The sequence below is a fragment of the Pseudomonas cucumis genome (genome assembly GCF_030687935.1).
Taxonomy (GTDB): Bacteria; Pseudomonadota; Gammaproteobacteria; order Pseudomonadales; family Pseudomonadaceae; genus Aquipseudomonas; species Aquipseudomonas cucumis.
Genome location: NZ_CP117454.1, coordinates 5,207,441 through 5,229,894, shown reverse-complemented (window position 1 = coordinate 5,229,894; position 22,454 = coordinate 5,207,441). Strand labels below are relative to the sequence as shown.

The following is a 22,454-nucleotide window of genomic DNA, read 5'->3' as shown; positions in this document are numbered from 1 at the left end:
CGACGGTCTCAGTTCACAGCGGACGTCGCTTCGACATGACGCGGCAAAGTTACCCGGATACGGGTGCCGCGTTGGCTTTGAACATCAGCCGGGCTGTCGATGGTGATTTGTCCATAATGCTCTTCAACGATGGAATAGACCAGTGCAAGGCCCAGACCGGTGCCTTCGCCAGGGTCCTTGGTGGTGAAGAAAGGTTCGAACAATCGGTCCATGATGTTCTTCGGAATACCGCTGCCTTCGTCTTCCACGATCAAATCGACCGTGTGTTCGCCGGCTTCGCTTTTGACTCGCACCGCACTGCCTGGAGGCGAGGCGTCGCGGGCGTTTGAGAGCAGATTGATCAATACCTGGGCGAGCCGCTGCGGATCACCTTCAACCCAATGATCGGGATCGCACAGGTTGTAGAACTGTACTTCGAAATTGCGCCGGTTCAGGGCCAGCAGGCCGATGGCGTCCTGAGCCACTTCCGCCAGACAGACGGGCTCGTCACTGTGCTGATAACTGCCCGCATGGGCGAAGCTCATCAGGGACTGAACGATGCGTGACACGCGTTTGGTCTGCTCGAGGATCTGCCCGCTGATTTCGGTGAGTTCGGCGTCTTCTTCACGCTCTTCGCGCAAGTTTTGCGCAAGACAGGCGATGCCGGTGATCGGGTTGCCGATTTCATGGGCCACACCGGCTGCCAGGCGGCCGATGCTGGCCAGGCGTTCGGAGTGCACCAGTTTGTCTTCGAGCATCTGGGTTTCGGTCAAATCTTCCACCAGCAGCACCAGGCCGCTGTTACCCGGCGCCAGCGGTTCATCGATCGCCGCTTTGTGCAGGTTCAGCCACCGCGTCTGACCGTCGAGGGCCAGGTGCTGTTTGTGCAAATGCTCGTCCGGCAGATTGATGAAGCCTTGCAGCAGTTCTCTCCACGGATCGCCAATGGTGCTCAGGCGCGAACCGACCACACGCTGCGCGGCAATCCCGGTCAATTCCTCCATGGCTTTGTTCCACATGAGGATTTCCTGATCCTTGGCCAGCGAGCACACGCCCATCGGCAATTCCTGCAAGGTCTGGCGGTGGTAGCGGCGCAGGGCATCGAGTTCGGCGGCAAGACCGGTGAGGCGCGAGTGGTAGTCCTCAAGGCGGCTTTCGATGAAGTGGATGTCTTCGGTGACGTAGTTTTCGCCGCCAGCCTTGTAGGGCAGGAAGGTTTCGACCATGTCCTGCGCCACGCTCGGCCCCATCAGGCCGGAGAGGTTGGCTTCGATACGGTCACGTAGACGGCGCAAGGCGTATGGACGGCGTTCATCGAACGGCAGATAGAGGTCCCGCAGCGCCTGTTCGACTTCTTTCTGTGCTGCCTTGGCACCCAATGGTTTTGCAAGCTGAGTGGCGAATTCCTGAGGTGAAGCGGCATGCAGTTCGCGGCGTTGCGGGCGACGAACGTTGTCCACCGCGCAGGCTTCGGCGGCGCTGGCCTCTTCGGGGCTGGCGCTGGTGAACAACGAGATCAGCGTGAACATCAGCACGTTGGCGGCCAGCGAGGCGATTGCTGCCATGTGCCAGCTGGTGTCGTCCAGCACGTAAATCATGTTCAACAGTGGGATGTAGAAGCCTTGCAGATTGCCGACCAGCGGCAGCAGCATGGTCACCAGCCACACCAGAATCCCCGCCAGGAGGCCTGCGATGAAGCCGCGACGGTTGGCGGTCGGCCAGTACAGTACCGACAACACCCCCGGCAGGAATTGCAATGTGGCGACGAAGGCGACGATGCCGAGGTTGGCCAGGTCTTGCTCGGCGCCCAGCATCAGGTAGAAACCGTAACCGGCCATGATGATCGCGACGATCAGCGCCCGGCGGGTCCACTTCAACCAACGGTAGATATTGCCTTCGGCCGGCGGCTGATAGAGCGGCAGCACCAGATGGTTCAGCGCCATCCCGGACAGCGCCAGCGTGGTGACGATGATCAGGCCGCTGGCCGCCGACAATCCGCCGACATAGGCCAATAGCGCCAGGGCTTTGCTGTTGGCGGCGATGCCGATGCCCAGGGTGAAGTATTCCGGATTGGTCGTGGCGCCGAGTTTCAGCCCGGCCCAGAGAATCAGCGGCACCGCGAGGCTCATCAACAGCAGAAACAGCGGTAAACCCCAGCTCGCACTGACCAGCGAGCGCGGGTTGAGGTTTTCGGTAAAGGTCATGTGGTACATGTGCGGCATCACGATCGCCGAGGCGAAGAACACCAGCAACAGCGTGCGCCACGGGCCTTCCTGCAATGGCGTGTGCAAAGCGGCGAGGGCGGTCTGGTTTTGCAGCAGCCACAGTTCCAGCTGCTGCGGGCCATCAAACACGCCGTACAGCGCATACAGACCGACGCCGCCAAGCGCGATCAGTTTGATCACCGACTCGAAGGCAATCGCAAACACCAGGCCTTCATGTTTCTCGCGGGTGGCGATGTGGCGTGAGCCGAAGAAAATCGTGAACAGCGTAATCAGTGCGCAGAAGCTCAGGGCCACGCGATGCTGCACCGGCTCGCGGGTGAGGATGCTGATGGAGTCGGCCACAGCCTGAATCTGCAACGCCAGCAACGGCAGCACGCCGATCAGCATGAAAATGGTCGTCAGTGCGCCAGCCCAGGTGCTGCGGAAGCGAAACGCGAACAAGTCGGCCAGGGACGAGAGTTGATAAGTGCGGGTGATTTTCAGGATCGGGTACAAAAGCACCGGCGCCAGCAGAAAGGCCCCGGAAACCCCGAGGTAGCTGGACAGAAAACCGTAGCCGTACTGATAGGCCAGGCCCACCGTGCCGTAAAACGCCCAGGCACTGGCGTAAACGCCCAGCGACAGGGTGTATGTCAGCGGGTGGCGAATGATCGCCCGGGGGATCATCCCCCGTTCGCTGATCCAGGCCACACCGAACAGCACCGCCAGGTACGCGGCGCTGATCAGGATCATCTGGGTCAGGCTAAAGCTCATCGGCATCTTTTTGGCTCTGCAGGATGAAGGTCACGACGATCAGAATCAGCCAGAGCAAATACGGGCGATACCAGGCGCCAGTGGCGTCGATCCACCAATCCATGATGGCCGGGGAGAACAGATAAATCCCCACTACCAGGAGCAGGACCAAGCGATAAATATACATCCCGGCCTCTCTTTTTTATGCGCGTGCCCGAAAACGTGCGGCGATGGTAACGGATGGGCGCGCCACTGCAAGTGGCATCACTGAAGTTGCGCTTCGGGCAGCGTCAGTGTGCGCGGGATCAGCGATGCATCCCAGTGGGCAATGCCCCAGTTCAGCACCTCCCGTGGTGTGGCGTCATTCAGTTCGATCACAGGCTTGTGCCCCAGTGCCCGCAATGCGCGCAGCAATAGCGGCGTGGCCTGATCTTCGGTCAGCGGCGGCGAGCGATAGGATTTGCCGAGTTTGTGGCCGTCCGGCTGGGTAATCAGCGGGATGTGCAGGTAGCGCGGTTGCGGCAGGCCGAGCAGTTCTTGCAGATAGAGCTGGCGCGGCGTGGAATCCAGCAGGTCGGCGCCGCGCACGATATCAGTGATGCCCTGCCAGGCGTCATCCAGCACCACCGCCAATTGATAGGCGTAGAGCCCGTCGCGGCGACGAATCACGAAATCGCCGACTTCCCGGCCCAGGTGTTGACGGAACTCGCCCTGCACCCGGTCGATGAAGTGGTATTCCAGTTCCGGTACGCGCAGGCGAATCGCCGCGTTCTCGGTGCCGTGCCCCGCGTTGCGGCAGAACCCGGGATAGATGCCGTGATACGGCTCCAGTTGCTTGCGCGAGCAGGTGCAAGCGTAGGCCAGGCCCTGATTGAACAGGCGATTGATGACTTCGTCATAGGCAGCGTGCCGCTCGCTCTGTCGGACCATGTCGCCATCCCACTCGAACCCGTAGCTTTCCAGCGCCTTGAGAATCGCTGCCTGAGCGCCGGGTTCTTCGCGCGGCGGATCGAGATCCTCCATGCGCACCAGCCAACGGCCGCCAACCGAACGGGCGTCGAGGTACGAGGCCAGCGCGGCGACCAGCGAACCGAAATGCAAGTGGCCACTGGGCGTAGGGGCGAAACGTCCGATGTAGGCGGGGGGAACGATGGTGGTCATAAGGGTGGCGTCAGGCTGTTCAATCGTTTTGAGCATGGCTTGAAGCCGCCTTCGCGAGCAAGCTTCGCTCCTACAGAAGATTGCGCTAGCTTTTGTAGGAGCGAAGCTTGCTCGCGAAGGCGATCTTAAATACGCAACAAATCAGCAAAGTCAGAAACAAAAAAACGGAGCGTTCGCACGCTCCGTTTTTCGTTCAAGTCGCAAAGATTACTTGCCGACTTGCTTTTCCTTGATTTCCGCCAGGGTCTTGCAGTCAACGCACATGTCGGCGGTAGGGCGGGCTTCCAGTCGCTTGACGCCGATTTCGACGCCGCAGGACTCACACCAGCCGTATTCTTCGTCTTCGATCAATTGCAGGGTTTTGTCGATTTTCTTGATCAACTTGCGCTCGCGGTCGCGGGCGCGCAATTCGAGGCTGAATTCCTCTTCCTGGCTGGCACGGTCTGCCGGGTCGGGGAAGTTGGCCGCTTCGTCTTTCATGTGATCAACCGTGCGGTCGACTTCCTGCATCAAGTCCTGTTTCCACTTATTCAGGATCTTGGTGAAGTGAGCGCGCATGGGTTTGCCCATGTACTCTTCGCCCTTCACTTCTTTGTAGGGTTCGAAGCCGCTGATCGACTGGTTCGGTTGTTGCTTTGCTTGGGTGGGCATGAAATGGACCGCCTCTACTCTTGTAATCCATTGCGCAGGATTGCTCCATCACCGACACCTGCCGGCCCTGCGGCTGCAAGCGGGCGAACTTACCAGATCAAATCGGGCCGCGCTACTCCCGGATGTCGAGCCCGCGGCCCGTGGGCCTTGCAAAAGATTGCAAAGCCTTGCCTGGTGGCTCTGGAGACCTGATCAATTATTGATTTTAGTCAAACCTGGAGCATACGCTTGAACCGTTTGAAACCAGCGTTATATGGGCTCTGACCGCTTTAGGTTCTCGCTCGTTCCTGCGCTTGGGTAGAATCGATTCTTTTCCCGTTGTAAGGAAGGCTAATGGCTCTGTCCTACAGTGCGCGCAGTCGCGCTATCGAACCGTTTCACGTCATGGCCCTGCTGGCGCGGGCCAATGAGCTGCAAGCGGCCGGCCACGACGTGATTCACCTGGAAATCGGCGAGCCGGACTTCACCACCGCCGAGCCGATCATCCAGGCCGGCCAGGCCGCGCTGACGGCGGGGAAGACCCGTTACACCGCCGCCCGCGGCCTTCCCGAACTGCGTGAAGCCATTTCGGGCTTTTATCAGCAGCGTTACGGGCTGAACATCGATCCGCAACGCATCCTCATCACGCCCGGCGGTTCAGGGGCGTTGCTGTTGGCCACGGCGTTGCTGGTCGATCCAGGCAAGCATTGGCTGCTCGCCGATCCGGGTTACCCGTGCAACCGGCACTTCCTGCGGTTGGTGGAAGGCGCGGCGCAACTGGTGCCGGTCGGCCCGGACGTGCGTTATCAGCTGACCCCGGACCTGGTCGCACGTCACTGGGATCACGACAGCGTCGGCGCCCTGGTGGCATCGCCGGCCAACCCGACCGGGACCATCCTGACCCGCGATGAACTGGCCGGGCTCTCTGCAGCGATCAAGGCCCGCCACGGCCATTTGGTGGTCGATGAGATCTACCATGGCCTGACGTACGGCACGGATGCGGCCAGCGTGCTGGAAGTCGATGACAGCGCCTTCGTCCTCAATAGTTTTTCCAAGTATTTCGGCATGACCGGCTGGCGTCTCGGTTGGCTGGTAGCGCCAGAAGCCGCGGTCGGTGAGCTGGAGAAACTTGCCCAGAACCTCTATATCAGCGCGCCGAGCATGGCCCAGCATGCCGCATTGGCTTGCTTCGAACCCGCCACCATCGAAATTTTCGAGGAGCGACGCGCCGAGTTCGGCCGACGTCGGGATTTCCTGCTGCCCGCTCTGCGGGAATTGGGCTTCGGTATCGCTGTAGAGCCTGAAGGCGCGTTCTACTTGTACGCCGATATCAGCAAGTTCGGCGGCGATGCCTTCGCGTTCTGCCAGCATTTCCTCGAAACCGAGCACGTTGCGATTACCCCGGGCCTGGACTTCGGGCGTTATCAGGCCGGGCATTATGTGCGGTTTGCCTACACCCAAAATCTTCCACGCCTGCAGGAAGCGGTTGAGCGCATCGCTCGTGGTTTGCGGAGCTGGCAAGGCTGATGCGTTTTCATCCTCCCCTCGAAGAAGGTCGTTTGATTCGTCGCTACAAACGTTTTCTTGCCGATATCGAAACCGTTAGCGGCGAGTTACTGACCATTCACTGTCCTAACACCGGTTCGATGCTTAATTGCCAGGTCGAAGGCGGGCAGGTCTGGTTCAGCCGTTCCAACGACCCCAAACGTAAGTTGCCCGGCACCTGGGAAGTCGGGGAAACCCCACAGGGGCGACTGTTCTGCGTAAACACCGGACGCGCCAATGGTTTGATTGAGGAGGCGTTGCGGGCAAATGTCATCACCGAGCTGAACGGCTTTACCGAACTGAAGCGCGAAGTGGCCTACGGTCAGGAAAGCAGTCGCATCGATTTCCGTCTCGATTACCCGAGCGGGCCAGCGTATGTGGAAGTCAAAAGCGTCACCCTGGGCTTCGATGGCTCGTTGGTGGCGGCATTTCCCGACGCGGTGACCCAGCGCGGGGCCAAGCATTTGCGGGAGTTGGCGCATTTGGCCCGGGACGGGATTCGTGCCGTGCAGTTGTATTGTGTGAACCTGACCGGCATCGACTCCGTGCGTCCTGCCGAAGAAATCGATTCGGCCTACGCGGCGGCGTTGCGCGAAGCGGTGGCGTGTGGAGTCGAAGTGCTGGCGTATGGCGTGCACTTGACCCACGAAGAGATGGTGGTCGATCGGCGGCTGGATGTTTTGTTGAACGGTTAAAGCGTGACCCAGATCCCTTGCTCGTCTTCGCGGCAGGGGATGGTGGTCAGGGATTGCCCGGCGCATGGGCCGGCGATGCATTCGCCGTCTTCGATCAGAAACAGTGCGCCGTGGGTGGCGCACTGGATCAGGCTGTTGCTGGGGTCGAGAAACTGGTCGGGCTTCCATTCCAGTCCGACACCCCGGTGCGGGCAGCGATTTTCATACACATACACCCGACCATCCCGGCGCACGGCCAGGAGCTTCTGACCGTCGACGTCGAAACCGCGACTGCTGGCGTCAGCCAATTCGGCGCCTGTGCAAAGAAGCTTCATGTCTATCCTCAAGTCCTGCTCGTGACCAGATATGTCCGAGCTTGACGTTCAAATGCAAACAATTATCAAATGGCCGCTCACCCACAGGGCGATTGCCGGATGCCGAGGATACTTGGCCTGTCCTCTCGATGCCCGGGAAAACCTCTAAAGGAAGCTGTTTATGCGCCTGAGTACCCGCGTTGCTGCGCTCTGTGTCGGACTGCTCGTCGGTCATCAGGCCACGGCAGCCGAGTTGCCGCAACGTTGGGTCAGTGCTGGTGGTGCCTTGTCGGAATGGGTCAGTGCACTGGGTGGTGAGTCGAAACTGGTGGGTGTCGATACCACCAGTCAGCACCCCGAATCGCTGAAGGCTCTGCCGAGCATCGGCTATCAACGGCAACTCTCGGCGGAAGGCATTCTGAGCCTGCGCCCGCAGATCCTTGTGGGCACCGAAGAAATGGGGCCACCACCGGTACTTTCACAGATTCGCAGCGCGGGCGTTCAGGTCGAACTGTTCTCGGCCCAGCCAGATTTGGCGACATTGCGGGGCAATTTGCAGCATCTCGGCAAATTGCTGGGGGCTGAAGATCGGGCTTCGCAAGTGTTTCTGAGTTATCAACAGCAGCTCGATCAGCAACAAGCCCGGGTCAGTCAGGCGCAACTCAAACACAAAGCACCGGGTGTATTGCTGCTGTTGGGTCACGCGGGCGGCAAACCGTTGATTGCCGGTAAAGACACCGCCGCCGATTGGTTGCTGCAACAGGCCGGTGGCCACAATCTGGCAACCCATACTGGCTACAAGCCATTTTCCGTAGAGTCCCTGGCCAGTCTAAATCCCGAAGTGCTGGTGTTTGCCGACCGTGCGCTGACGGGCGATGCGGCGCGCGCGGCGTTGTTCAAGGAAAATCCGATCCTCTCGTCCACCCGCGCGGCCAAGGACGGGCGAGTCATGGAGCTGGACCCGACGTTGTTGGTGGGAGGGCTGGGGCCACGGTTGCCGGAAAGCCTTACCAGGCTGGCTGACGAGTTCTATCCCGGTATGACCGGCCAATGACCTTTCTGGTTAAACCCCGAGCATTGTTCATTGGCCTGAGCCTGCTTTGCTTGCTGGCGATCTGGTTGTCGCTGGCGTTGGGGCCGGTGAGTTTGCCGTTGTTCGACACGTTGCGTGCGGCGTTGCGGCTGATTGGTTTACCCATCGCACCCGACGGGTTGGAGCAGGCCGAGTTGATCCTCGGGCAGATTCGCTTGCCACGAACCTTGCTCGGCCTGGCGGTGGGCGGCGTTTTGGCGCTGTCCGGTGTGGCGATGCAGGGGTTGTTTCGCAACCCTCTGGCCGATCCGGGATTGGTAGGAGTCTCCAGTGGCGCGGCGTTGGGCGCGGCCATCGCGATTGTCGGTGGCTCGGTGTTCGGCGGTCTGCCTGAGTCCTTCGGGCCTTATTTGTTGTCGGTGTGCGCGTTCCTCGGCGGGCTGGGTGTGACGGCGCTGGTCTATCGACTGGGGCGACGCAATGGCCAGACCAATGTCGCCACCATGCTGCTGGCCGGTATTGCCTTGACTGCCCTGGCCGGTTCGGCGGTTGGGCTCTTCACCTATCTGGCGGATGACGCGACCCTGCGCACGCTGACGTTCTGGAACCTGGGCAGCCTTAACGGCGCCAGTTATTCGCGACTCTGGCCATTGCTGTTGGTGAGCACTGGTGTGGCGCTGTGGTTGCCACGTCGGGCCAAGGCCTTGAATGCATTGCTGCTCGGGGAGTCGGAGGCTGGTCACTTGGGCATCGACGTCGAAGGCCTCAAGCGCGAACTGGTGTTCTGCACGGCGCTGGGCGTCGGCGCGGCGGTCGCGGCAGCGGGGATGATCGGGTTTGTCGGGCTGGTGGTGCCTCATCTGGTGCGGTTGCTGGCCGGTCCTGATCATCGTGTGCTGTTGCCGGCGTCGGTATTGGCGGGGGCCAGTCTCTTATTGTTTGCCGATCTGGTGGCGCGACTGGCCCTGGCGCCGGCCGAGTTGCCGATCGGGATCGTCACGGCTTTCATCGGCGCACCGTTCTTTCTGTATTTACTGCTCAGAGGGCGTGCCTGATGTTGCGAACGCAGAACCTGCAAATCCGGCGCGGTCGAAAGATTGTTCTCACGGACATCACCCTTGAACTCAAACCGGGCGAAGTTCTCGGCGTGCTGGGCCCCAACGGTGCCGGCAAAAGCACCTTGCTCGGCGCCCTTTGCGGCGAATTGCAGGCGGACCACGGCAGTGTCTGGCTCGATGAGCGCGAGCTGAGTCATTGGGCCGGGGCGCAGCGAGCCCAGCGTTTGGCGGTGTTGCCGCAGGTGTCGACCCTGGACTTTGCCTTTCGCGTCGAAGAAGTGGTCGGCATGGGCCGTCTGCCTTATCAAAGCGGCCGGGTTCGGGATGATGAGATCGTTGCCGCCGCGCTGCACGCGGCCGATGCGCGGCACCTGAGTGGGCGCAGCTATCTGGCGCTGTCTGGCGGTGAGCGTCAGCGTGTACATCTGGCGCGCGTCCTGGCGCAGCTGTGGCCGGGGGAGGCGGGGCAAACGTTGTTGCTTGATGAACCTACATCGATGCTCGACCCGCTGCATCAACACACTACTCTGCAAGCGGTGCGCGAGTTCGCTGATCGTGGCGCTGCGGTGCTGGTGATTCTGCATGATCTGAATCTGGCAGCACGTTATTGTGATCGTCTGTTACTGCTCGAAGGTGGGCGTCCCGTGGCGCTGGATACGCCGGAGCAGGTGCTGCGCCCGGAACCGCTCAAGGCGGTGTTCGGGCTGGAAGTACTGGTGCAGCCGCACCCGGAGCGTGGGCATCCGCTGATCATCGCCCGCTGAGCATTTCATCGAGGTGAAAACATGCGTGTGAGGGTGATACTGGCTGTGCTGTTACTGAGTGCCTGTCAGCATGTGCCGGTGGTGCCGCCACCCGTCAGCGGCGAGATCCGGGAGCTGCGCAGCGGTCAAGCCCTGACAGCGCAGGAACTACTTGCACGGTTAGCCAAACCTTCGCGGCTGATCGTTGGCGAGCAGCATGACAACCGTGATCACCATCAACTGCAATTGTGGTTGTTACAGGCGCTGGGTGATCGGCGGCCCCAAGGCAGTTTGCTGTTGGAAATGCTCACGCCGGATCAACAAGTGCGCGTCGATCATGTTCGACATGCTTTGCCGCTACCAACTGACTTGCCCAATGCATTGGCCTGGCAATCGGGTTGGGACTGGAATCTGTATGGGCCGATCGTTGGTTTTGCCCTGACTCAGCCGTACCCGTTGCTGGCGGCCAATCTGGATACGCTTGAAGTCCGTACTGTCTATGCCGAACCGCCGACATTAAGCGGTTCGCGCTCCAACGCCCCGATGGTCAAGGAAACGTTGCTGGCACAAATCAGCGATTCTCACTGCGGCTTGCTGCCCACATCGCAAATGCCCGCGATGCTGACTGTCCAGCAGCAACGTGACCGGCGGATGGCCGAGCGATTACTGGCCGCACCTGCGCCTTCACTGCTGTTTGCCGGCGCGTACCACGCGCGCAAGGATGTCGGGGTGCCGATCCATGTGCAGGACTTGGGTGAGCACGAGGCGCCAACCGTATTAATGCTGGCAGAGCAGGGCGCCGAGGTCACGCCGGCCATGGCCGATTACGTCTGGTATACGCCCGCCACGCCACCGCAGGATTACTGCGCGCAAATGCGTAAACAGTTCGGCAAGCAGTCAGGGCAGTAAAACCTGGCGAGTTTTCCACAGGCAAAAAAAGACCCGGCAAGAGCCGGGTCAAATAACCGTGATTAGCCTGATGAGGAGATAATCTGAGAGTCCGAACCAAGGGCTTTTCAGAATATCGACCAGTCTCGCGACCAGTTGTGATAATCATAGCGATTCTCATTACCAAGTCAACCGCTGATTCTTGATTTCTGTGAATCTCACCAGTTCCCTTGGTGAAGGCCCTGCAATCATTGGTCTTCAGGCTGTGTACGTAAGCGTCATTACCCGTTCAAATCTTGTGGCGTGACGAGATAGCGTCCAGTTGTTTGTTCAAGGCTTCCTTGCGTTCGGCGGGGATGTCGTTCCAGTGAACATCCATCAGTGCGCCTTCGATCGCATACAACAACACCTTGGAAGCCCGAAAACCGCGCGTGCGCACGGCCCGATAGGCATCCACAGCTCCCAGCCGACGCAAATCCGATGCACTGTGGATGCCCACGGCATGCAGCCATTGCGCCGACGTCTTGCCAAGATTTTTCAGGTGTTGCAGTTCATCATTCATCAAGCCTCCTTGCGACAGCCGAACGGTGCGTGGGCGAGCCTCTCAGCAGTGTAGCCATCAGTAGGAAAAGCGTGATTGTTTGGTCGGTTTCGACGCAAAAGCTTCTAAGAGACGGGCTCAAGAAGCTGCGTGAAAAGGCTGCGAGTGCAGTCGGAAGACGGGCGGAGGGCTGAGTTTCAGGGTAGAAAAAAGTACAGGGTCCAGCGCAAAGCAGCGGCGCCGGACCTGGTAAAAAACGTCGCTTTTAGCGGGTGCGATAACGCAGTCGCGTACCGAAATTCATCGACATCAGAATCTCATCGGCACTCAGCTCTGGCGGGAAGTAGGCGCCGGAGATCTGCGCGTGGGCCAGGCTCGCACCTTCCAGGGAAGAGTTGCGAAAATCGATGCCGCGCAAGTCGGCAGAGCGGAAATAGGCATCGGTGAAGTCGACGCCGTCGGCGTTCAGTTCACGCAGATCGAGACCACGAAAGTCGCCACCGACCATGTCGATAGGTCCATCTTTCGGGCGCTCATTGTTAAAGCCTGTGATGTCGTCTTTGTGCAGCAAGGCATAAAGCGGGGTGTCGAGAAGTTTCGGCTGGCTCATGTCGCATCACCTGATGGTTTTATGACGCCAGTATAGTGCCACTATCTGACAGCCGTGAAGCCGGTGAAGGCTTCACAGTTGAAATAGTTTTTTACAGGCCTGGCAGGCGTTGGCGAATCTGCGCAACGACGGTATCGAGCGTGCCACTTTCATTGGTCTGGACGCGTTTGCTGCACAGAATTTCTGCTGGCGTCAGGGTCTCGCGGCTGGCTTGCTGGGCGGCGATAACGGTCAGGTTGGCATCGGACGGATCCTTATTGTCTGCTTGACGTTGCTTCAACCAGCTCTCGATCACCGCTTGCGGTGCGTCGCAATCGAGGATCAGGAACGGCGCACCGGTGGCTTCGGCGATTTTTGCCGCGCCGTCGCGCTGGTCGCGCTTGAGGTACGTGGCATCGATCACTACCGGGAAACCGGCATGCAGAATCACACCGGCAACTTCATGCAGACGGCTGTAGGTGGCAGCGCTGGCGTCAGCACTATAGATGCCGGCCTGCGGGTCGTTCGGTACGGTTTGCTCGCCGAACATACGCTTGCGCTCGACATCGGAACGCAGGCGAATGGCGCCCAGCGCTTCCACCAGGCGCATGGCCACGTGACTCTTGCCGACGGCGGAAACACCGTGGGTAATCGCCAGGAAGCGCGAAGGAATGGTGCTGTAGCTTTCCGCCAGGTTGGCGTAGTTGCGGTACTGACGCAGAGTAGTGGCGCGCTGCACCGGATCGGCCTCGGCCGGCATGCTGAACAGGCTGACCTTGGCGCGAACCAGTGCGCGGTAGGCTTTATAGAAGTTCAGCAGCTCAAGGCCCTGATAGTCGCCGGTCAGCTCCAGGTATTGGCTGATGAAACGGCGCGCCAGGCTCTTCAGGCCACGGTCTTCCAGGTCCATGGCCAGGAAGCCGGTGTCGGCGTAAACGTCGGTGAAGCGGAACGGTTCGTTGAACTCGATGCAGTCGAAGATCACCACGTTGCCGTCGATCACGGTGGCGTTGCCCAAGTGAATGTCACCGTGGCATTCACGAATGAAACCGTCGGCCTTGCGCTGGGCGAACAACGGCTTGAGGCGTTCGAAGCTGCTTTCGGCCCAGGCTTGCAGCGCCTCGAGTTGCAGCAGGTCGGCCTTGTCGCTGAGGAACGGGCGGATCTGTTCGAAGTTCTGCCGTACCGGCGCCATGACGCTGTCCGGCGTGCCGGCTTCGTGTTCGGCAGGCACTTTCGGTGCGCTCAGGTGGAATTGAGCGATTTGTGCGGCCATCTCGTCGATGTGCGTGGTGGTCAATTCGCCGTTGGCTTGCAAGGTGCTGAGCAATTGGCTTTGTGGGAACTGACGCATTTTCAGGGCGTAATCGACAACCGGGCCATCGCCGCCCAGTTGTGGTGCCTCGGCGCTGCCGGTGATCGGCAACACTTCAAGATACAAATCATGGGTCAGGCGCTGGTTCAGACGCAGCTCTTCAGCGCAGAAATGCTCGCGAGCCTCGAGGCTGGTGAAGTCGAGGAAGCCGAAATTCACTGGCTTCTTCACTTTATAAGCGTAGGGGCCGGTGAGCAGCACCCAGGAAATATGGGTTTCGATGACCTGAAACCCTTCTACGGGATGCGGGTAGAGGGCCGGGTTTTGCAGGGCAGCGATCAGGGACTGGCTCACAGGCGATCCTTCAGAGTCTGGGGAAAATTCAAGGCCGCCATTATGGCCGCAAGTCCGCCCGACGCAAACCTCAGCGGGCTTCTGTTGAGTATGAATAAAGTGCGTATAATCCGCCGCCATGACTCGTACTCGATCCCCTCGCACCCCCAAAAAACCACCCTCCAAGGGCATGCGCCCCTGGCTGGGCTGGGCCCTTAAACTCAGCCTGGTCGGCCTTGTGGTGCTGGCCGGGTTCGCGGTTTACCTCGACGCCGTGGTCCAGGAGAAGTTTTCCGGCAAGCGCTGGACCATCCCGGCCAAGGTGTACGCGCGCCCGCTTGAGCTGTTCACTGGCCAGAAGCTGAGCAAGGAAGACTTCCTCACCGAGCTCGATGCCTTGGGCTACCGACGCGAAGCCGTCAGCAACGGCCCCGGCGCGGCGGCGGTCAATGGCAATACCGTCGACTTGAATACCCGAGGCTTTCAGTTCTATGAAGGCATGGAGCAGGCCCAGCCCGTGCGTGTGCGCTTCTCCGGCGATTACGTGGCCGAGCTTTCGGCGACCAACGGTTCGAAGCTTTCTGTGGTGCGACTGGAGCCGCTGCTGATTGGCGGGATTTATCCGAAAAACCTTGAAGACCGCATCCTGATCAAAATCGATCAGGTTCCTCCATATCTGCTCGAAACCCTGATTGCCGTAGAAGACCGGGATTTCTACCACCACTGGGGCGTGTCGCCGAAGTCGATTGCCCGAGCCATCTACATCAACACCTCGGGTGGCAAGATGACCCAGGGCGGCAGTACGCTGACGCAACAGTTGGTCAAGAACTTCTATCTCACCAGCGAACGCAGCCTGACCCGTAAGCTCACCGAAGCCATGATGGCGATGCTGCTTGAGTTGCATTACGACAAGCGCGAAATTCTTGAGGCTTACCTCAATGAAGTGTTCGTCGGCCAGGATGGTCAGCGCGCGGTCCACGGTTTCGGCCTGGCCAGCCAGTTCTTCTTCGGGCAGCCATTGTCCGAGCTGAAACTGCATCAAGTCGCTTTGTTGGTGGGCATGGTCAAGGGGCCGTCCTATTACAACCCGCGTCGCAACCCAGAGCGGGCGCTGGAGCGGCGCAATCTGGTGCTCGATGTTCTGGGGGAACAAGGCGTTGCCACCGCCGAGCAGGTTGAGGCAGCGAAGAAAATGCCTCTGGGCGTGACCACTCGCGGCAAGTTGGCCGACAGCTCGTTCCCGGGCTTCCTCGATCTGGTTAAACGTCAGTTGCGCGAAGACTACCGCGACGAAGACTTGACCGAAGAGGGGCTGCGGATCTTCACCAGCTTCGACCCGATCCTGCAGATGAAAGCCGAAGCCTCGGTCAACGACACGTTCAAGCGTCTGGCCGGACGCAAGGGTTCTGATGAGGTTGAGGCGGCGATGGTCGTGACCAACCCGGAAACCGGAGAAGTCCAGGCGATGATCGGCAGCCGTCAGGCGGGTTTTGCCGGTTTCAACCGGGCGCTGGACGCAGTACGACCGATTGGCTCGTTGATCAAACCGGCGGTTTATCTGACAGCCCTTGAGAAGCCGAGCCAGTACACGCTGACCAGTTGGCTGTCGGACGAATCCTTCTCGGTCAAAGGTGCGGACGGTCAGGTCTGGAAACCGCAGAACTATGATCGCCGCTCCCACGGTACGGTGTTCCTTTATCAAGGGCTGGCGCATTCCTACAACCTGTCGACCGCGCGTCTCGGTTTGGCGGTGGGCGTACCGAATGTCTTGAAGACCCTGGCACGTCTGGGGGTGAGTCGCGAGTTCCCGGCGTTCCCGTCGATGTTGCTGGGGGCCGGTGGCTTGACCCCGATCGAAGTGGCGACCATGTACCAGACGCTGGCCAACGGCGGGTTCAATACGCCGATGCGCGGGATTCGTAGCGTGTTGACTGCCGAGGGCGAGCCGCTCAAGCGTTATCCGTTCCAGATTCAGCAGCAGTTCGATCCGGCGTCCATTTACCTGGTTCAGAGCGCCATGCAACGAGTCATGCGTGAAGGTACGGGCAGTTCGGTTTATAACGTGTTGCCGAAAACCCTGACTCTCGCCGGCAAGACCGGTACCAGTAACGATTCGCGGGACAGCTGGTTCGCCGGTTTCAGTCAGGATCTGCTGGCAGTGGTCTGGCTGGGGCGCGATGATAACGGCAAGACGCCATTCACCGGTGCCACCGGTGCGTTGCAGGTCTGGACCAGTTTCATGCGCAAGGCCGATCCGCTGCCGCTGGACATGCCGCAGCCGGACAACATTGTTCAGGCCTGGGTCGATTCGCGTACCGGGCAAGGTTCTGAAGGCAGCTGCCCAGGCGCAGTGCAGATGCCGTATATTCGCGGCAGCGAACCGCCTCCCGGTCCTGCTTGCGGTGGCGAAAACCCCGCTGAATCGGTGATGGATTGGGTCAAGGGCTGGATGAATTAAGCAAAGAGGATTTGAAGTGAACAAGTGGTTGATTCCAGCGGTGACCGCTGTGGCTTTGCTCAGCGGCTGCTCCACCGTACAGCGTGGTTCGATCCCGGTTGTGGATTCCGGCAGTGCCGTTTCGAACAGTGAACGGATACAGACGAATGGCGGTTACCGTCAGACGACAGTAAAACGTCCTGTGCAAGGCCAGACCCAGGCAATCCCGCAAGGAGACACTGGCGTTGTGGTGATGGTGCCGGGTGGTGGCGCTGTTTCCTCGGCACCGATCAGCACCTCGCCAATTACCCCAGGCCCGATCACGCCGGGGCCGATCGATACCTCGCCGGTCCAGTCGGCACCGATCAACCAGGGCAGCTACAGCATGCCATCGACGCCGAGCGGGATTCCTTCGGCGAACTCCGGCGGCCTGTCTGCCGATGAGCAACTGGACGGTCCGGTCCTGGCATTGTTGACCACTGCCCAGCAGCAACAGGCCAGCGGCGACCTTAATGGTGCGTCTTCCAGTCTCGAACGCGCCCAACGTGTCGCGCCGCGTGAGCCGCAAGTGCTTTATCGTCTGGCTCAGGTACGCATGGCTCAAGGCGATGCGGCACAAGCCGAACAATTCGCTCGTCGTGGTTTGACGTTCGCCAATGGTCGTCCGGCCCTTCAGGCCAGCCTGTGGGAATTGATTGCCCAGGCTCGTGAGAAGCAGGGTGACACGGCCGGTGCAGCGTTGGCGCGTCAGAAGGCCAAGGTCTCGCTGTGATGGATGCACGCTTCCCGAAGATTGCCGAGCAGTTGCTGTTGATCGAACGCGAGCTGCGTGTCCAGGGCTGGTGGGACGAAGTCGCACCGTCCGCTGAAGCGCTGTCCAGTGTCGAGCCATTTTCGGTGGATACGCTGGATTTCGAGCAATGGCTGCAATGGATTTTCCTGCCGCGGATGAAGATGATCCTTGAACAGGATCTGCCGCTGCCCAACGCATCGGGGATTCAGGAGATGGCCGAAATGGTCTTCGCCGCCCGTAATGTCCAGGGCAAGGATCGGCAGCTTCAGGTCTTACTCAAAGAGTTCGACCTGTTGATCACCGCCTCTCGCTAACTACTGGCAGTTTTTCGCAATCTGTTTCTGTGCTTCGATGATGCGCTCCTGACGTTGTTGGTCGGTCAGGCGGCGCATCTCACCTTCGACATCCTCTCGTAGTCGCGGATTATTCTGCAGTTGAGCCAGGTTCGTTCGAGCCTGCTCGCAGAATACTTTTAGCTGGGCTTGCTGCTCGGCGACCTGCTTTTTCACTTTGTTGTCGATGGCTCGTTGATCGCCTATCACGTTGCTGCGCGTTGGCGTGTCCGGTTTGCCGACGGGCGGGGCGGGCGTTACCACGAGGGTGGACTCCTGGCCTGTGGGCGGTTGCGCATCGAAATGGGTGACGCCCTGGGCATCGACCCATTTATAGATCTGACCCGCCATGCACAAAGGGCTCAGGCTGATCAGCAAGCCGGCGGTGAAGAAGAACGTTCGCATGCCCTTTCCTTGTCATGAGTGCGCAATCGAAGCTAACACAGTTGCGGTTTAAAGGTTTTTTCTTGCGTTCTCATGCGCTTAGTTCGAATAAAGCACATTGACGGCTTGACTTGCGATGGGCGAAACAGAAGAATCCAAAGTCCGCTGTAGAGGGACTGCCAGAAGCAGACCCGCTCGGCAGATCATGAGGCGCACATCCGCGCCGACCTGTTACACCCGCAACGCGTTACCTCGCGCTGGGTGGGAAAGGCCCGCAACACTTGGGACGATCCCAATACTTGCTCAGTCAGTGCTGACGTAGTCGGCGACCACCGTCGCTCATGCTCTGCCGAGAAGTAAACCTATTAAGACCCGTCCTCTTTGTATGTGGGCGGTATTCTGGCGTTTTAGAGGTGAACAACGTGGAGCTTTTATCTGGCGGTGAGATGCTCGTCCGCTTTTTGCGTGACGAAGGCGTCAAATATATCTACGGGTACCCGGGTGGTGCTCTTCTTCATGTCTATGATGCCCTGTTCAAAGAACCGGAAGTGACCCACATCCTGGTTCGTCACGAGCAGGCTGCGACCCATATGGCTGACGGCTATGCCCGTGCCACCGGTAAAGCCGGTGTGGTACTGGTAACTTCCGGCCCGGGCGCAACCAACGCCATCACCGGTATTGCCACGGCCTACATGGACTCCATTCCGATGGTGATCATTTCCGGCCAGGTGCCTAGCACCATGGTAGGCACCGATGCGTTCCAGGAAACCGACATGATCGGTATCTCCCGGCCGATCGTGAAGCACAGCTTCATGATCAAGCATGCGTCGGAAATCCCGGAAGTCATGAAGAAAGCGTTCTACCTGGCGCAATCCGGTCGTCCTGGTCCGGTCGTTGTCGATATCCCGAAAGACATGACCAACCCGGCCGAGAAGTTCGAATACATCTTCCCGAAAAAAGCCAAGCTGCGTTCCTACAGCCCGGCCGTTCGCGGTCACTCCGGGCAAATCCGCAAGGCAGCCGAAATGCTTCTGGCGGCCAAGCGTCCTGTGTTGTATTCGGGCGGCGGCGTGATCCTAGGTGGTGGTTCCGCGCCGCTGACCGAGCTGGCGAAGATGCTCAACCTGCCGGTGACCAATACCCTGATGGGGCTGGGTGCCTACCCTGGCACCGACCGTCAGTTCATTGGCATGCTCGGCATGCACGGCAGCTACACCGCCAACCTGGCGATGCACCATGCCGATGTCATCCTTGCAGTCGGCGCGCGCTTCGATGACCGCGTGATCAACGGCCCGGCCAAGTTCTGTCCGAATGCCAAGATCATTCACATCGACATCGACCCGGCTTCGATCTCCAAGACCATCAAGGCAGACGTGCCTATCGTCGGTCCGGTCGAGAGTGTCCTGACCGAAATGGTCGCGATCCTCAAGGAAATCGGCGAGACCCCGAACAAGGAGTCCGTTGCCAGTTGGTGGAAGCAAGTTGACGAGTGGCGCGGTGACCGCGGCCTGTTCCCTTACGACAAGGGCGATGGCAGCGTAATCAAACCGCAGACCGTGATCGAAACCCTGTGTGAAGTGACCAAGGGCGACGCCTTTGTGACCTCCGACGTGGGGCAGCACCAAATGTTTGCCGCGCAGTACTACACGTTCAACAAGCCAAACCGCTGGATCAACTCCGGTGGCCTGGGCACCATGGGCTTCGGTTTTCCGGCGGCCATGGGCATCAAGCTGAGCTTCCCGGATGAAGACGTCGCCTGCGTAACAGGCGAGGGCAGCATCCAGATGAACATTCAGGAACTGTCGACCTGCCTGCAATACGGTTTGCCGGTGAAGATCGTCATTCTGAATAACGGTGTATTGGGTATGGTTCGCCAGTGGCAGGACATGAGTTACGGCAGCCGTCACTCGCACTCCTACATGGAATCGTTGCCTGACTTCGTCAAGCTGGCCGAGGCCTATGGTCACGTTGGCGTGCGCATCACCGAATCGAAAGATTTGAAGTCGAAGATGGAAGAGGCGTTCGCCATGAAAGATCGCCTGGTGGTTATCGATATTTCGGTCGACACCAGCGAGCACGTCTACCCGATGCAGATCAAAGACGGCTCCATGCGCGATATGTGGCTGAGCAAGACGGAGCGTACTTAATCATGCGGCACATTATTTCCTTGCTTCTGGAAAACGAACCGGGCGCTCTGTCTCGTGTAGTCGGCCTGTTCTCGCAGCGCAACTACAACATCGAAAGCCTGACCGTGGCACCGACCGAAGACCCGACCCTGTCGCGTCTGACGTTGACCACGGTCGGCCATGATGAAGTCATCGAACAGATCACCAAGAACCTGAACAAACTGATCGAAGTGGTAAAACTGGTCGACCTGTCGGAGAGTGCTCACATCGAGCGCGAACTGATGCTGGTCAAGGTCAAGGCCACCGGCGCCCAGCGCGCCGAGATCAAGCGCACCACCGATATTTATCGTGGGCAGATCGTTGATGTCAGCGCTAGCGTGTATACCGTTCAATTGACCGGTACCAGCGACAAGCTCGACAGCTTCATTCAATCGATCGGGACCGCCTCGATTCTGGAAACCGTACGCAGTGGCGTCACCGGGATTGCCCGCGGCGACAAAGTACTGAGCATCTAAACCAAATTAGCGAATGGCCTGAACGGCCAGGATATAGAGGGGAAATTCATGAAAGTTTTCTACGATAAAGATTGCGACCTGTCGATCATCCAGGGCAAGAAAGTTGCCATCATCGGTTACGGCTCCCAAGGCCACGCTCAAGCGTGCAACCTGAAAGACTCCGGCGTTGACGTTACTGTTGGTCTGCGTAAAGGTTCGGCCACTGTTGCCAAAGCCGAAGCCCACGGCCTGAAAGTGACTGACGTTGCTTCCGCCGTAGCAGCTGCCGACCTGGTCATGATCCTGACCCCGGACGAGTTCCAGTCTGCCCTGTACAAGAACGAAATCGAGCCGAACATCAAGAAAGGCGCCACCCTGGCCTTCTCCCACGGTTTCGCGATTCACTACAACCAGGTTGTGCCACGTGCTGACCTCGACGTGATCATGATCGCGCCGAAAGCTCCGGGCCACACCGTGCGTTCCGAGTTCGTCAAAGGCGGCGGTATCCCTGACCTGATCGCTATCTACCAGGATGCTTCGGGCAACGCCAAAAACGTTGCGCTGTCCTACGCCGCTGGCGTTGGTGGCGGTCGTACCGGCATCATCGAAACCACCTTCAAGGACGAGACCGAAACCGACCTGTTCGGCGAACAAGCCGTTCTGTGCGGCGGTACCGTTGAGCTGGTAAAAGCCGGTTTCGAAACCCTGGTTGAAGCTGGCTACGCGCCGGAAATGGCCTACTTCGAATGCCTGCACGAACTGAAGCTGATCGTTGACCTCATGTACGAAGGCGGTATCGCCAACATGAACTACTCGATCTCCAACAACGCCGAGTACGGCGAGTACGTGACCGGTCCGGAAGTGATCAACGCCGAATCCCGTCAGGCCATGCGCAACGCCCTGAAACGTATTCAGGATGGCGAATACGCCAAGATGTTCATCAGCGAAGGCGCCACCGGCTATCCTTCGATGACCGCCAAGCGTCGTAACAATGCCGCTCACGGTATCGAAATCATCGGTGAGCAACTGCGCTCCATGATGCCGTGGATCGGTGCCAACAAGATCGTCGACAAAGCCAAGAACTAAGTCCCGAGCTTGTACGGAAAACGCGGCCTAGGCCGCGTTTTTTCGTTTGGATCCGCCGGTTCTGGTATAAAGCTGCATTGTTTGTGGCCGAACCGTCGTCCCAGACACCTGTCGAAACTTTCCACCCTGTTGCAAGGTAAATGTCCATGAGCGAACGTCCCGAAGAGCCAAAGCAGGCTTCTGACGCCGAAAGCCTTCTGCCCATCGATGAACACATCGAAGAAGGGCATGACGCTGAAGGTCGTAAAGTCCGGCATCGTGGTATCTATCTTCTGCCGAATCTGTTCACCACTGCGAACCTCTTCGCAGGGTTCTATTCCATCATCAACTCAATGAGCGCCCAGAGCGCCTTGAGTGCCGGTGATGCCATCGGCGCGAGCAAATATTTTGCATTTGCCGCCATCGCGATTTTCGTCGCCATGGTGCTCGACGGCCTCGACGGTCGCGTTGCTCGTATGACCAATACCCAAAGCGCTTTCGGTGCCGAGTACGACTCGCTGTCGGACATGGTTGCCTTTGGTGTGGCGCCGGCATTGCTGGCATTCGGCTGGGCCTTGGGCGATATGGGCAAGGTCGGCTGGATGGTCGCCTTCATCTATGTGGCGGGGGCGGCATTACGTCTGGCTCGTTTCAACACTCAGGTCGGCACCGCAGACAAACGTTACTTCATCGGTCTGGCCAGCCCGGCTGCCGCCGGTGTGGTCGCGGGCATCGTCTGGGCATTCAGCGATTACGGCATCCAGGGTTCCAAGATGTCGTTCCTGGTTGCACTGATGGTTGCCGCCGCTGGCATGCTGATGGTCAGTAACATCAAGTACAACAGCTTCAAGGAGCTGGACTTGAAAGGGCGCGTTCCTTTTGTCGCGATCCTCGCAGTGGTATTGGTATTCGCCGTTGTGTTCAGTGATCCGCCGCGCATCCTGCTGCTGGTTTTCCTTGCCTATGCGGCTTCCGGGCCGGTGCAGTACCTGCTGCGCCTTCGTCGGCATAAAAAAGCCGAGTGATGTAATTTCCCTCATACTCCGCAGTCTATGGGTGCAAC

Annotated in this window: 22 protein-coding genes; 13 read left to right on the top strand and 9 right to left on the bottom strand. The window is 59.3% G+C overall.

The window, feature by feature from the left end; genetic code table 11:
- Window positions 1–8: 8 nt before the first annotated feature.
- The 4 genes from PSH97_RS23695 to dksA all read right to left on the bottom strand — a co-directional run bounded on the left by PSH97_RS23695 (window position 9) and on the right by dksA (window position 4,748).
- Entirely contained in the window at window positions 9–2,963 is a 2,955-nt protein-coding gene (locus tag PSH97_RS23695) for a sensor histidine kinase (protein ID WP_305446917.1), read from the bottom strand.
- A complete protein-coding gene (locus PSH97_RS23690) occupies window positions 2,947–3,123 on the bottom strand; it encodes a hypothetical protein (protein WP_003176118.1) in 177 nt (58 codons plus the stop codon). Before PSH97_RS23690 ends, PSH97_RS23695 begins: the two co-directional genes overlap by 17 nt.
- 77 nt (window positions 3,124–3,200) lie before the next feature.
- Complete coding sequence (gluQRS, locus tag PSH97_RS23685) at window positions 3,201–4,097, bottom strand: tRNA glutamyl-Q(34) synthetase GluQRS (protein ID WP_305449859.1); 897 nt, start codon at window positions 4,095–4,097, stop codon at window positions 3,201–3,203.
- 207 nt (window positions 4,098–4,304) lie between these two features.
- Window positions 4,305–4,748, bottom strand: coding sequence for an RNA polymerase-binding protein DksA (dksA, locus tag PSH97_RS23680; RefSeq protein ID WP_305446916.1), 444 nt, complete (start codon window positions 4,746–4,748; stop codon window positions 4,305–4,307).
- 333 nt (window positions 4,749–5,081) lie between these two features.
- Here dksA and PSH97_RS23675 point away from each other — a divergent pair, with 333 nt between their 5' ends.
- Window positions 5,082–6,254: a pyridoxal phosphate-dependent aminotransferase gene (locus PSH97_RS23675; RefSeq protein ID WP_305446915.1), complete on the top strand. Its 1,173-nt coding sequence runs from the start codon at window positions 5,082–5,084 to the stop codon at window positions 6,252–6,254.
- Window positions 6,254–6,967 carry a DNA/RNA nuclease SfsA gene (sfsA, locus tag PSH97_RS23670; protein WP_123361265.1) on the top strand — a complete coding sequence of 238 codons (714 nt, stop codon included), beginning with the start codon at window positions 6,254–6,256 and terminating at the stop codon, window positions 6,965–6,967. The genes PSH97_RS23675 and sfsA overlap by 1 nt, the downstream gene beginning before the upstream one ends.
- Here the strand turns inward: sfsA and PSH97_RS23665 are convergent.
- Window positions 6,964–7,281, bottom strand: coding sequence for a Rieske (2Fe-2S) protein (locus tag PSH97_RS23665; protein ID WP_305446914.1), 318 nt, complete (start codon window positions 7,279–7,281; stop codon window positions 6,964–6,966). The genes sfsA and PSH97_RS23665 overlap by 4 nt on opposite strands.
- Window positions 7,282–7,441: 160 nt before the next feature.
- On the opposite strand from PSH97_RS23665, the gene PSH97_RS23660 reads away from it, so the two are divergent.
- The 4 genes from PSH97_RS23660 to PSH97_RS23645 are packed head-to-tail and all read left to right on the top strand — an operon-like array spanning window position 7,442 to window position 11,003.
- A complete protein-coding gene (locus tag PSH97_RS23660; RefSeq protein ID WP_305446913.1) occupies window positions 7,442–8,314 on the top strand; it encodes a heme/hemin ABC transporter substrate-binding protein in 873 nt (290 codons plus the stop codon).
- Between the two features lie 50 nt (window positions 8,315–8,364).
- On the top strand, window positions 8,365–9,348 hold the full coding sequence (locus PSH97_RS23655) for a FecCD family ABC transporter permease (RefSeq protein ID WP_161794747.1): 984 nt from the start codon (window positions 8,365–8,367) through the stop codon (window positions 9,346–9,348).
- Window positions 9,348–10,115, top strand: coding sequence for a heme ABC transporter ATP-binding protein (locus PSH97_RS23650; RefSeq protein WP_305446912.1), 768 nt, complete (start codon window positions 9,348–9,350; stop codon window positions 10,113–10,115). The genes PSH97_RS23655 and PSH97_RS23650 overlap by 1 nt, the downstream gene beginning before the upstream one ends.
- A gap of 21 nt (window positions 10,116–10,136) precedes the next feature.
- Window positions 10,137–11,003, top strand: coding sequence for a ChaN family lipoprotein (locus tag PSH97_RS23645; RefSeq protein WP_305446911.1), 867 nt, complete (start codon window positions 10,137–10,139; stop codon window positions 11,001–11,003).
- Between the two features lie 268 nt (window positions 11,004–11,271).
- Here PSH97_RS23645 and PSH97_RS23640 read toward each other — a convergent pair whose 3' ends face one another.
- The 3 genes from PSH97_RS23640 to PSH97_RS23630 form a co-directional block, all read right to left on the bottom strand.
- A complete protein-coding gene (locus PSH97_RS23640) occupies window positions 11,272–11,544 on the bottom strand; it encodes a TfoX/Sxy family protein (protein WP_007902045.1) in 273 nt (90 codons plus the stop codon).
- A 244-nt stretch (window positions 11,545–11,788) separates the two neighbouring features.
- The gene (locus PSH97_RS23635; protein WP_052967693.1) at window positions 11,789–12,133 is read right to left on the bottom strand and encodes a pentapeptide repeat-containing protein; all 345 of its coding nucleotides are present in this window, start codon (window positions 12,131–12,133) and stop codon (window positions 11,789–11,791) included.
- A gap of 91 nt (window positions 12,134–12,224) precedes the next feature.
- Complete coding sequence (locus PSH97_RS23630; RefSeq protein ID WP_305446910.1) at window positions 12,225–13,781, bottom strand: bifunctional aminoglycoside phosphotransferase/ATP-binding protein; 1,557 nt, start codon at window positions 13,779–13,781, stop codon at window positions 12,225–12,227.
- Between the two features lie 118 nt (window positions 13,782–13,899).
- On the opposite strand from PSH97_RS23630, the gene mrcB reads away from it, so the two are divergent.
- Genes mrcB through PSH97_RS23615 form a run of 3 tightly spaced genes read left to right on the top strand, consistent with a single transcriptional unit; the run spans window position 13,900 to window position 17,304 of the window.
- Entirely contained in the window at window positions 13,900–16,218 is a 2,319-nt protein-coding gene (gene mrcB / locus PSH97_RS23625; protein WP_305446909.1) for a penicillin-binding protein 1B, read from the top strand.
- A gap of 16 nt (window positions 16,219–16,234) precedes the next feature.
- Window positions 16,235–16,969 carry a tetratricopeptide repeat protein gene (locus PSH97_RS23620; RefSeq protein ID WP_305446908.1) on the top strand — a complete coding sequence of 245 codons (735 nt, stop codon included), beginning with the start codon at window positions 16,235–16,237 and terminating at the stop codon, window positions 16,967–16,969.
- Window positions 16,969–17,304, top strand: coding sequence for a YqcC family protein (locus PSH97_RS23615; protein ID WP_305446907.1), 336 nt, complete (start codon window positions 16,969–16,971; stop codon window positions 17,302–17,304). The genes PSH97_RS23620 and PSH97_RS23615 overlap by 1 nt, the downstream gene beginning before the upstream one ends.
- Here PSH97_RS23615 and PSH97_RS23610 read toward each other — a convergent pair whose 3' ends face one another.
- Window positions 17,305–17,727 carry a DUF4124 domain-containing protein gene (locus tag PSH97_RS23610; RefSeq protein ID WP_305446906.1) on the bottom strand — a complete coding sequence of 141 codons (423 nt, stop codon included), beginning with the start codon at window positions 17,725–17,727 and terminating at the stop codon, window positions 17,305–17,307.
- A 401-nt stretch (window positions 17,728–18,128) separates the two neighbouring features.
- On the opposite strand from PSH97_RS23610, the gene PSH97_RS23605 reads away from it, so the two are divergent.
- From PSH97_RS23605 to pssA, 4 genes are all read left to right on the top strand, one after another.
- Entirely contained in the window at window positions 18,129–19,853 is a 1,725-nt protein-coding gene (locus tag PSH97_RS23605; RefSeq protein WP_305446905.1) for an acetolactate synthase 3 large subunit, read from the top strand.
- Between the two features lie 2 nt (window positions 19,854–19,855).
- Complete coding sequence (ilvN, locus tag PSH97_RS23600) at window positions 19,856–20,347, top strand: acetolactate synthase small subunit (RefSeq protein WP_003176102.1); 492 nt, start codon at window positions 19,856–19,858, stop codon at window positions 20,345–20,347.
- Between the two features lie 48 nt (window positions 20,348–20,395).
- On the top strand, window positions 20,396–21,412 hold the full coding sequence (gene ilvC / locus PSH97_RS23595) for a ketol-acid reductoisomerase (RefSeq protein ID WP_003185459.1): 1,017 nt from the start codon (window positions 20,396–20,398) through the stop codon (window positions 21,410–21,412).
- Between the two features lie 146 nt (window positions 21,413–21,558).
- Complete coding sequence (gene pssA / locus PSH97_RS23590; protein ID WP_008006914.1) at window positions 21,559–22,416, top strand: CDP-diacylglycerol--serine O-phosphatidyltransferase; 858 nt, start codon at window positions 21,559–21,561, stop codon at window positions 22,414–22,416.
- The last annotated feature ends 38 nt before the right edge of the window (window positions 22,417–22,454 follow it).